General features: G+C 67.1%; 8 protein-coding genes and 1 pseudogene. 8 read left to right on the top strand and 1 reads right to left on the bottom strand.

Translation table 11 applies throughout. The annotated features are described in order from the left end of the window. Positions 1–190 precede the first annotated feature (190 nt). From ACWCO8_RS36995 to ACWCO8_RS36975, 5 genes and pseudogenes are all read left to right on the top strand, one after another. Positions 191–646: a zinc-ribbon domain-containing protein gene (locus tag ACWCO8_RS36995; RefSeq protein ID WP_451035901.1), complete on the top strand. Its 456-nt coding sequence runs from the start codon at positions 191–193 to the stop codon at positions 644–646. Between the two features lie 61 nt (positions 647–707). Then, positions 708–1,895, top strand: a complete 1,188-nt coding sequence (locus ACWCO8_RS36990) for an ABC-three component system protein (protein WP_451035900.1) — start codon at positions 708–710, stop codon at positions 1,893–1,895. Continuing rightward, on the top strand, positions 1,781–2,419 hold the full coding sequence (locus tag ACWCO8_RS36985) for a three component ABC system middle component (RefSeq protein WP_451035899.1): 639 nt from the start codon (positions 1,781–1,783) through the stop codon (positions 2,417–2,419). Before ACWCO8_RS36990 ends, ACWCO8_RS36985 begins: the two co-directional genes overlap by 115 nt. A gap of 4 nt (positions 2,420–2,423) precedes the next feature. Next, positions 2,424–4,385, top strand: coding sequence for a DUF3732 domain-containing protein (locus tag ACWCO8_RS36980; protein WP_451035898.1), 1,962 nt, complete (start codon positions 2,424–2,426; stop codon positions 4,383–4,385). Between the two features lie 23 nt (positions 4,386–4,408). Further along, a pseudogene (locus tag ACWCO8_RS36975) lies at positions 4,409–4,631 on the top strand (DUF475 domain-containing protein); the annotation flags it as partial. 177 nt (positions 4,632–4,808) lie between these two features. Here ACWCO8_RS36975 and ACWCO8_RS36970 read toward each other — a convergent pair. Beyond that, entirely contained in the window at positions 4,809–5,072 is a 264-nt protein-coding gene (locus ACWCO8_RS36970) for a hypothetical protein (RefSeq protein WP_451035897.1), read from the bottom strand. 1,763 nt (positions 5,073–6,835) lie between these two features. On the opposite strand from ACWCO8_RS36970, the gene ACWCO8_RS36965 reads away from it, so the two are divergent. Genes ACWCO8_RS36965 through ACWCO8_RS36955 form a run of 3 tightly spaced genes read left to right on the top strand, consistent with a single transcriptional unit; the run spans position 6,836 to position 10,529 of the window. Continuing rightward, on the top strand, positions 6,836–7,414 hold the full coding sequence (locus ACWCO8_RS36965; RefSeq protein WP_451035896.1) for a DNA-binding protein: 579 nt from the start codon (positions 6,836–6,838) through the stop codon (positions 7,412–7,414). Next, positions 7,414–9,519, top strand: coding sequence for a hypothetical protein (locus ACWCO8_RS36960; protein WP_451035895.1), 2,106 nt, complete (start codon positions 7,414–7,416; stop codon positions 9,517–9,519). Before ACWCO8_RS36965 ends, ACWCO8_RS36960 begins: the two co-directional genes overlap by 1 nt. A gap of 44 nt (positions 9,520–9,563) precedes the next feature. Continuing rightward, positions 9,564–10,529 carry a helix-turn-helix domain containing protein gene (locus tag ACWCO8_RS36955; protein ID WP_451035894.1) on the top strand — a complete coding sequence of 322 codons (966 nt, stop codon included), beginning with the start codon at positions 9,564–9,566 and terminating at the stop codon, positions 10,527–10,529. The last annotated feature ends 144 nt before the right edge of the window (positions 10,530–10,673 follow it).

Raw genomic sequence — 10,673 nt, 5'->3', positions numbered from 1 at the left:
CCGCTACGACAAGACCGCCACCATCTACCTCGCCGGACTCCACCTCGCCGCCATCTTCATCTGGTCGGCAAGGTGATCCGAAGGAAACGCCCTAGCGGGCCGCGGCTGCAGCCGATGCGGTCACGCACAGGTGGGCCTAGCGAACAGCAGGCCGGGCCCCGGAGAGTCACTTGCCGAGACCAACCCGGCAATGGCCGAAGAACTCATCGAGGTCGTCGACCACCCGGGCTGGACGGCGTTCGACCTGCTCCCCGCGTCGAACAAGACATGCCATTGGAGGTGCCCCGAACCCCACTGCCAGTTCGAGTACCCCGCCCCCCTGAGCCGCCGCACAGGCCAGTCGAGTGGCTGTCCCCGATGCGCTCGACGACGCAACTCTGCCGCCAGAGCACTTCCTGAACCCGGCAGATCCCTGCAGGACGTCCACCCTGCCATCGCCGGCGAGCTGCTCGAAGTGATGGACGAACCACACCTGACCGCCAAGGAGCTGAGGCCGAGCTCCACCAAGCCGTGCCGGTGGGCCTGTTCGAAACCAGGCTGTCCGGGACGGTGGGAAGCCACGCCCGATCAGCGTTCCCGCCGAGGTGGGACCGGCAAGCGCTGCCCACTGTGCCACCCCCCGCGCAGGAGCCGCAGCCACAGGTGAGCACGTCATACTTAATCTCCACGCGCGAGCGACCAGGCAACGGCAGGCCAGGGAGGGTGTGTTGACCGCCAATACAGCTCACAATGCTGCTCCCAGCGCTTTGGGTTACCAGCATCAGACGTGGTGGGCGCTCCTGGAACTGCTGAGGCTGGGGGACACGCGGCCGGATGCAGCGATCTCGCTGGAGCTGTTCGACGACGTTGCCTGGGACAAGAACGGCACGCCCACTCAACTGTTGCAGATCAAGCATCATCTGAAGGGACAGCGCCCCCTCACCGACGCCTCGGTCGATCTCTGGTCCACGCTGCAAGTCTGGATGGACACGGCCTCTCCGGCTGATCCGGAAGGTCCGCAACTGCTGCTCGTCACCACGCAGATGGCCGCAGCGGGCAGTGCAGTGGCAGCCCTGCGTTCCGACACCCGGAATGAAGACTTTGCGCTCCACGGACTCGTCATGGCTGCTCTGGGCCTGAATGCGGTCGGCACCCAGCGGGCACGAAGCGAGTTCCTCGCTCTGGGACCCGCCGACCAGCAAGCCTTTATCTCCCGGATCCACGTGCTCGACGGATCCCCCCGAATCGACGACGTACCCAAACTCGTCCGGTCAGAACTGCACTGGGCGCTGCCGCATGGACATGAGGATGACTGCCTGGCCCTGGTCTGGCGGTGGTGGGACGAGCAGGCCCTGGCCATGCTGAGGAACAGTCAGCGAAGCGTGGATGTAGGCGCAGCCCACGCCGCGGTCTCCGAGATACGAGACAAGTTCACCAGGAGCAGGCTCCCTACCTCTATCGAACTGGACGACGTGGACAGCCGGGCTGTGGCCGAGGAGCACGCCGGCCACCCCTTCGTGGAACAGATGAACTGGGTCGGCTACCCCTCGCGGAACCTGCAGAGCGCCATCGTGGACTACTACCGCGCCTCCACCCAGATCATCCACTGGCTCGACCACGCCTATCTCTCGCCTCGCGAGCTCGCCAGGTTCCAGCACGAACTGTTCGAAACGTGGGCTTGCGAGTTTGAATGGATGGAACAGGAGCTTGCCCCTGGGGCGGACGACGCCGCCAAACAGAGGGCCGGCGCGAAGCTCCTGCGCCAGCTCCTCGCCGCTCCGGGACCTTTCCTGAACCAAAGATGCCACGACGCCTTCATCAGCCGGGGCCAGCACCACATCCTCGCCGACGAAGGACGCGTCGGCTGGCATGTGGACTTCGCCGAGAGGCACGACCGCTTGCTGGTCCAGCCATGACCACGGTGCCCCCGACCGGAGTGGCAGATCCCCCTCCTGTCGCCACGGGCTGGGCGGAACGTGCCCCAGCCGCAGAAGCGATGTACAACCCTGCCCTCATTGCATGCCTGCTGTCCGCAGCGGCTGAAACCCACCTGCGGACAGCCTCCGCCGGCTTGCCTGCGGCGCTGTCCTTCATCGTCGTTCCCATGACTTTGCACCGTGGGACGAGGCAGGCTCTTGCCTCCGGCGCATCCCGGACGCACCTCAAGACGTGGGTGGAGCGCAACCCTCTCGCTTGCGTCGGGTTCCCTGCACGGGCACAGGGCCTCGTACCGGCGGTCAGGCAAGGCCTCCGATTCGCCCTGCGACATGACGTTCTCAGCCTGAACGGGGACGTGCTCCTCCCTCGCAACAGACTCCCTGCCCGGATTCCGGATCACCCTGAACTGGAAGACACCCTCCGCATCAGCCGCCTGCTGGGACGCTGGCTCGCGAAGACTGACACTGCGACTGTCTTCGCTGTGATGGGCGTGACACCCTGACTCGGTGCAGCTTCTCACCATTGCCCTCTACAGCAGGGACGGACGCCGTCAGGTGCTCGACTTCAAGCCGGGCGCCCTCAATGTGGTCACCGGTGAATCGGCAACCGGTAAGAGCGCCCTGCTCGACATCCTCGACTACTGCACAGGCCGGGACACGCTCCAACTGCCCGTAGGGCCCATCACCGATACCGTGTCCTGGTACGCCGCATTGTTCCAACTGGGAGACACACGTGCTGTCGTGGCGAGACCGGCACCTAAGTCGACAGGCAGAAGCCGCCAGGCGATGCTGAAATTCGGTGCACAGCTCGACATCCCTGAACTGACCCAGCTCGCAGTCAACACCGACACGACGACGCTGCGCCGACACCTCGGCCGCCGCATCGGAATCACGGAGAGCCATCGCCTTCCAGGCGATCGGCGAGTCGATGCCGAGACCGGAGCTCATCTGGGGCACGCCATGCTCCTCTGTCTACAAGGGCAGTCTGACATCGTATCCAGGTACGGACTCTTCCACCGGCAGGGTGAGCACTTCATCGCCCAGGCGATCAAAGCCACCCTGCCGTACTTCCTGGGGGCGGCGACTTTCGACCAGGCCCGCAAGCAGACCCAGTTGACCGCAGCCAAGAACCGCCTCGCGGACGCCGAAGCCGAATATCATCGGGCCGGACGTGCGTCCGACGAAGCAGAGACGACGATGGCAGCACTCTGGCGGGAAGCGCACACCCTCGGGATGGTCCCCGCAGAAGCACCCCCGCGCGAAGCAGCACTGGAAGCGCTCTTCGCTGCGGTGACATCCCCGCCTGATGTTCAACCCGGTGACCGAGGGTTTGAGCAGCGGTTCGTGAACCTCCAGCGCGAGTGCGATCAGCTGCGTGAATGTCTGCGGGAGCTGGCTGCAGATCGCCAGGTCCTGATGGAGGGAAGCAGCGCGGTCGATGAGTTCGCAACGTCGGCACGCATTCCCCGGGACCGGCTGGCCAGTCTGAACCTGCTTCCCCTACACGAGGAAGGCGCGGAGGTCGTGGCGCGAGACAGCGGCGACTCTGTCTGCCCTCTCTGTCGCATGGCGGCGCCGAATCCCGACCCCTCGGTCGCGGCGCTGAACCGCAGCCTGCACCAACTGTCCAAGCAGCTCGACGGCGTCGAGGCGACGCGCCCCGCCCGGCACAAGGCACTTGAAGAGATTTCACGACGCACCACCGAGCTCCGCCAGCAACTCCTCGCTGCCGAGAAAGCTCTGAAAGCTCTGACAGCAAACCAAGGTGCGACTGCTGCCCTTCCCCGGCAAGCCCAGTCCGACTTCGTCCGGGGGCGGATCTATGGCGTTCTGAGTACATTGCGTCACGCTGACGAAACGGGCGTGTCCCGTCTGCGCCGCCTACGGGACACCGCCAGGGCGACGGTAGGTGCCTTGGAAGACGAACTTTCCCCTGAACAGGAGTACGAGGCGCTGAGGGCGCGGCTGGTCCCGATCGGGAGGGATATTGCCCGCTGGGCGCGCGAACTCGAGCTGGAGCACGGGGGCACCGACATCTGGCTCGATGCTGATGAACTCACTGTCACTGTGGGATCCGATGTTTCCCGCATTCCGATGTCGCGCATCGGAAGTGCCGCCAACTGGACTGGCTACCACGTTGTGGCCCATCTGGCCCTGCACAGGTACTTCGTGCTCCAGAACCGTCCCGTTCCCCGCATTCTGGTACTGGACCAGCCCACCCAAGCCTGGTATCTGCCTGACTCGGCTGGCGAGGCGTCCGGTGATGATACTGAAGCGGTCGAGCGTCTCTTTCGACTGATCCATGACATCGTGCGTGACCTTGCCCCAGACCTGCAGGTCATCGTCTGTGACCACGTGAACCTGCCGGCCCCATGGTTCCAGCAGGCTGTCGTCCAGAACTGGCGAGGCGGCAACAAGCTGATCCCTCAGGACTGGATTGACAGCGATGATCAAGCGGAGGCCCTGTAAGGGATTCGTTGTCGGGAAAAGGCGAGCGCCAGCACGAGGCCGAGGAAGAGGCCCGGCGCAGCGGCAAGAAGACCTCCGCGGTTCAAGGCCGCCTTCTTTGGGTTCCTCTATCATGAGGTCGTCAACGCCTCCCTCTGCTTCGACGGGGTCATCGGCGCCTTCGCCGTCACCATCGACATCGTCCTGATGGCGCTCGGCCTTGGCGGCGTCCTGTACGTCCGGTCCCTAACGGTCTACCTGGTCAAGTGGCACCTTGGGCGATCGGGGGCCGTCAGCGCGGCGCTGTGCTTCGGGGGCTGCCCAGGCGTTGCCGGTTTCAGCTTCAGTGCCCCGATGGAGATCCGAACCTCACCGCACGGAGGCGGTGCGCAGCTCGATCCGGCGGCCGATCGATCGGATGCCCGAGAGCGACTGCAGCCGAGTTCAGGCGGCTATGAGCCCGTCTGGGGCGCCGAAGACACGGTCAAGCGTCCATGCGCGTGCAGCGGGGACGAGGACGTAGGGCGTCCCGGAGCCGGCGGTGGTTCGGGGGCCTTCCTGCCCGAGGCTGAGGGCGTCGTGCGGGGTGAGGAGGTCGAGGTTGTCGAAGACGTAGTAGAGGGGGAGTTGGGTCCAGGCGACGAGCTGGAGGTGGGCGATGACCGCGGCGCGTTCCACGGCGTGTCGCCGGCTGGTCTGGCTGGTCATGCGGCTCTTGCAGCCGACCAGGACGATCTGCCGTCCTTGTGCGGCGATGAGGTCGGGCGTCCAGCGCAGCGAGCTGGTGTGTGGTGTAGGGCGAGCCGTATGGGCTCGCCCATGACTCTCTGTCCCCAGGGGCTGACGTGCCAGCCACGTCGGTTGAGTTCCTGGGTGACGCGCTGTTCGTGGGCGTCACCGATCGCCTTCCTTATCTGAAAGCTCGGCCATACGGTGGAGTGGCGCATGCGGGGCCCGACGAAACGACAGCCGTCCTTTGGCCCGCATCCTTCGGCCACTGCCTTCCACCGTCCGTGGTTGTCCGTGGGCGTCCGGCAGCGTCCGGGTGAGTCTCATGGTGTCTCACCCTGTCCCCACTGTGACTCGCTCCAAGTTGGCCGAATGCAGGCTCCTCACCGCAGTAGGTCGCTCCCCATGTTCGGGACCGTGCCGGTGGCTTGTCAGCAGGCTTCGGTACGGCTCTGCCCCCGTAGCTGAGGAAGCAGCGTCTGGTCGGGGCACAGCAGCTGTTCCAGCCGGGGCTTCGGCAGAGCCTCCTGCCGGAGAACTTCTCTTGTGTAAGAAGCTCGCAGGCCTTCGCCGCCAGAGGCTCGGGAAGCCAGTCTGACGCTGTTCGAATTCGGCCTGCGTCTGCGACCGGAACAGAGCGGGGCGGCCGGGTCAGGAGCGGGCCGTACAGCCCGGCGGCCGGAACGAGCGGGGGCAGGCCCGCTTCGCGGGCGCGTTCGGCTGCCTGCTGGGCGCATTCGAGGCCGTCAAGGTCGAGGTCGGTGTACAGCAGCAGGTCCTCGACGGGGTGCTCGCGTTCTTCGAACGTCGCCAGGCACGTGGGGAGGGAGGCGACGAGGTGGTCGCCTCCGCCGTAGGCCAGCCAGCCCAACTCCGCCCGTCTGGGCCAGCCCCTGAGGATGTGGCGCAGGCTGGTGAACGCGGCGCTGTTCTCCACGATCAGCATCCACGGTGCGGGCCCGAGCTCGTACATCGCCAGTGGTGCGGGGGAGGGGCACGCCCGCAGATGGTTGGTGATGCTCAGCAGGCCCGCGGTGACAAGGCGGTGGGTGGTGATGCGGGCGAGGCGTTTCTCGTCGCCGTACAGCTCGTAGGAGCGTTCGGGGATCGGGACGGGTTCGGCGTCGGGCTGGTCGCGGAGGTGGTCGTTGATGGGGGAGAGGAGTTCGAGATCGACCAGGCTCAGCGGCAGATGTGCGGCGAAGGCGAGGGCCTCGACCCAGGCCCGGGGGCCCGGCCGTTGGGTGCGGGCCCGGCGGGGGGTGAGCCGGTTTACCCACAGAGGGAGTGGGGGGTCGGCGTTGTGGTCCCAGCCCCGGCCGCCGGCGGCGGGCAGATGAGCGCAGAATTCGGGCGGACCGTGGGTGCCATCGAATCCCGCCTCAGGCTCACCGGAGCTCAAGGTCCAGCAGCTGACCGAGCTCGCGAGCAGCATCTGTAGCCAGCGCACGGAACACCGGGAACTCTGCCCTCCGGAGGAACGTCGGGCGCTCGACGGTGGGGGTGTTCACCCGGCGGACAGGGCCCCTTCCCCCGGAACCCTTATTGCCTCTCTATGTGCACCTGATGTCACTGTGGGCGGCACGTCCCTGCTGCCCGCAGCGCCGCGCACGTGTCCCGCGTCCTCGGCGCCCAGCGTCGTGCAACCTCTGCTAACGTCAATGCCTAATCAGATATCAGTGCCGACATTGACTGGGGGAACTGTGCTGTTGACAACCGGACAGGCTGCCTCCGAACTCGGCATGGCCATCACCACCTTCCGCCGCCTCATCCACGCCGACCTCCTGCCCGGAGTGACTGCCAGAGGCATTCGCGTGATGATCCCGCTGGAAGTGGTTCAAGCCCTCAGCGGTAGGGGCACCGCCCCCCTGCGCCAGCTCTCCGCGTACGAGATCGCCGTCCTCCGTATGCGTGGAGCGGATACCGCCCCAGCCGCCGGCAACACCCCAAACGCAGCCGGATTTTCCGCCACCGTGCCGCCCGAACGCCTGCTGCACATCTTGCGCGGCTGGTGGCGCTGCGACGCCGCCAGCGTCACGGCAGGCGGCTTGCTTCCCGTCACCGTCGCCGGATTTGTCGTCGCAGTCCTCACCAACCTGGACCGGTGGCAGACCAATGGCCAGGGACGCACAGCTTTCCCCGACGCCGTCCTCGCCGGCTACGTCACCGATCTCGCCACGCCCGTCATCCACGTCACCGCCCCGGACGCCACGAGCCGCGAAGCCGCGCAGCTACTCCTCGGAACACGACTCGCCTCCTCCTCCGGCGGACCGATCGCCTACGTATCCACCCGCAACACCTCGGGAACCAGGGAAACTTGATGGACGCCAAGGCATATAGCGCCACACTCGCCGAGCTCCGCGCCGACCGTGACGAGATCAAAAAGGCACGCGCCGCGCTGGCGAAACTAGAGGTTGCCCGGGACAAGAAGATCCGCGCCCTCGCCGGATACGAGAAGGCGAGCGCCGACCGCATCGCGCCCGCGGCCGGCCTCAGCCTCACGGACATCGTCACGATCGCCCCCGAGCTCACGCCAGAAAGCCTTGCCGCCGTGCCTGCCGCTGCCCGAGGGGAAGCCCCAGCCCCTGAAGTGATGCCAGCCGTCGCGGACCCCGCAACACCTGATGCTGAACCGGCTCCGGCCGCGCCTGCGCGCACGGCGCCCTCGGTAACTGAGGCACAGCACGATCACAACCAGCCGACCAACACGGCCACTTCAGCGGGACAAGCACGAGAGCTGCCCGCCATCCCGCAAGAGCCCGAGGGAGACCGCTGGTTCGCACACACGCCGAACCTCGCCTCCACACACCCGAACTTCACCCAGCAGGCCCGCTCCACCGTCTTCCTCGACACCGCCACCGGCATCCTGGTCCACCGCGACCAGACCCTGCGCTTGACGCTGCCCGACACACAGGCAGCCACGATCCTGCAAACTGTCTTCCACGCGGTTCCCGAGGGCACGGAGCGGATCTTCATCACCGCCGGGGATCCCTGGCACCACCAGGCCGACCAGCATCCCTTCCTCAAGGATGCGGTCGCCGCCTGGCTGAACGCCCCCACCCCCGGCTGGCGGACCGACACCGGACGCGGCAAGGACCGCATGGCCGGCCACTTCGTCCATCCCCGCAACCCCGTCGGCCGCTACCAGAGCGACAACGGCCAGTACCACGTCGAAATCCGGTCCGTGGGGGAGTGGTTCGATCCCGAAGGCGCCGAACCCGCCGTCGTCCGCGATGCCTTCGTCCTCCTGTGGAAAGCCCTACGCGCGCACTGGGGCGACGCAGTCCTGATGGGATCACCGTCCCAGACCGGGCGTGACCTGTGGACCCGCACCATCCCCACCCGCGGCCAGCACGCCGAGGGCTACCCTGTCCTGTCCGAAGAACTCCGCGGCCTGCTGCACGCCACGGCCGGCCAGGGCCGTACCGAACTGATCACCCCACCCGCAGTGCCAGACAAACTGCCAGCGCTGGTCGAGTACGACCGGACCTTCGCATACGCCAAGCACACCTGGAAGTCACCGGTCGGCACACCGAAGCGCATCACCGCCGCCACGTTCGCCGCCTGGACCGAGAAAGAACAGATCAAAGCCCTCTACGGCTGCGGCCACTGGCACGTCCGCGTCACCGTTCCGGACACCTGGAACCACGTCGGCATCCTCCCCGCGCCCGCGCCCGGCGACCGTGCCTGGCACTACCCCGCCACCCCCGGCACCACGTTCACCACCTGGGCAGGCGGCCCGGAGATCTACACCGCGCTGACCAACCCCCACACCCCCTGGCGCATCGAGATCCTCGACGGCCTGCTCTTCGACGACGGCAAACCCCTCGATGACTGGTCGAAGAAACTCAAAGAAGCCTGGTCCACCCTCGCTGCCCAGGCTGAACTGCACGGCGACCCCACACAGCGCACAGCCGCCCACCTCGCCTCCCGCGCCGTTCGCTCGCTCCTCCTCTACGGCATCGGTGCCTTCGCACAGCGCCCCCGCATGGTCACCGGCACCACCCCCCGCAACCTCGAGCGCGACGTCCCCGCAGACGCAGAAATCATCGGCTTCACCGACGAGCAGATCACCTGGCAGCGCCCCACAGGCTTTGCCAGCGACCCCAACGCCCACCCCGAATGGGCCGCCTCGATCTGGTCCGGTGCCCGCGCTGCCCTGCTCTCCCAGCGCATGCGCGAAGACAAGACCTACGTCGGCGCCCTCCACACGCCGCCCGGCAGCGTCGTCGCCTTCCGCACCGACGCCGTTTACCTCACCGCACCCCAGAACTGGCCCTACCACGGCCAGCCTGGCGAGTACCTCTGCAAGGGCCACATCCCCGGCCCCATCCCGGCACCCACAACTGAAGACGAACTCCTGGCCCTGCGCGACGCCGGACGCGCGACTCTCAAGCAGACCAACCAGCCTGCGAAGGAGGCGTGATGCCCCCCGGTAACCGCCGCCCCGACTTCGCCCAGCAACCTGGTGTGGCTGCCGAGCTTGCTGACCGGCTCCAGGCGGCTGGTTTCACCAAGCGGGACATCGCCCGGATCATCGGCCGGGACGCCTCGCTCGTCTCTCAGTTCTATACACAGCACAAAGGCGCAGCGTTCGTCCCGGCGCTCACTCAGGTTCTCGCTGCGGTCCGGTCCGGCGTGTCCGGCACGGAGGAACTCGCCGCGGTCGCGGCACCCCATGTCACCCGCCGCACCACCCGCTCCGGCGCCCGCGCCCGTGTACGGACCAAAACCACCCGGCCCGCGCCAGCCCCTGAGCTGAACGAGGCTGCCGAGCTTGCTGACCGGCTCCAGGCGGCTGGTTTCACCAAGCGGGACATCGCCCGGATCATCGGGCGGGACGCCTCGCTCGTCTCTCAGTTCTATACACAGCACAAAGGCGCAGCGTTCGTCCCGGCGCTCACTCAGGTTCTCGCTGCGGTCCGGTCCGGCGTGTCCGGCACGGAGGAACTCGCCGCGGTCGCGGCACCCCATGTCACCCGCCGCACCACCCGCTCCGGCGCCCGCGCCCGCAAGCGCACCAAAGCCGTCATCATCACCCCCGCCGGCACCGGCACCGGCCGCGCCGGCGCGCAGGCCATCGCCTCCGGATCCACCCGACTGCGCAGCCTCATCGCCGAAGCCGCCCGCCAGGACCTGAGACTCGCCTTCACAGTCCGACTGGTCAAGTCCGCCTACGTCCACGCCTCGGGCAGCCGCACCGACTCACCCGGCATCCGCCGCGACGTCGTCCAGCGCGCCGACCACACAGAGGAGCGTTCCTACGGCTCGTCAGCCACCGGGGGGTTCGACGCGACGGAGTTCGCCCGGCGTACCGACGAAACAGGAGGCGATGTGACCGCAGCCATCCAGCAATGGCTGGTCGAGACGGGACGCATCAACGTCGATGCTCGGATCATCCACCTCGAGATCCGAACCTGGCGCCCCCGCATGTAGCGGGCCCACGCACGCCTCGCCCAAGTAGACCAAGCGGCGTACTCGTCAGTGTGCCTGGCCAGGTACACCGGGACGTACCCAGGGCGTGGAGCCCCGTAGCAAGGTCCGGCCGTCATGGGCTCAGGGAATGATGACGACCTTGCC

The organism is Streptomyces sp. NPDC001927 (assembly GCF_053594455.1).
This window is presented reverse-complemented; position numbering and strand designations above follow the sequence as displayed.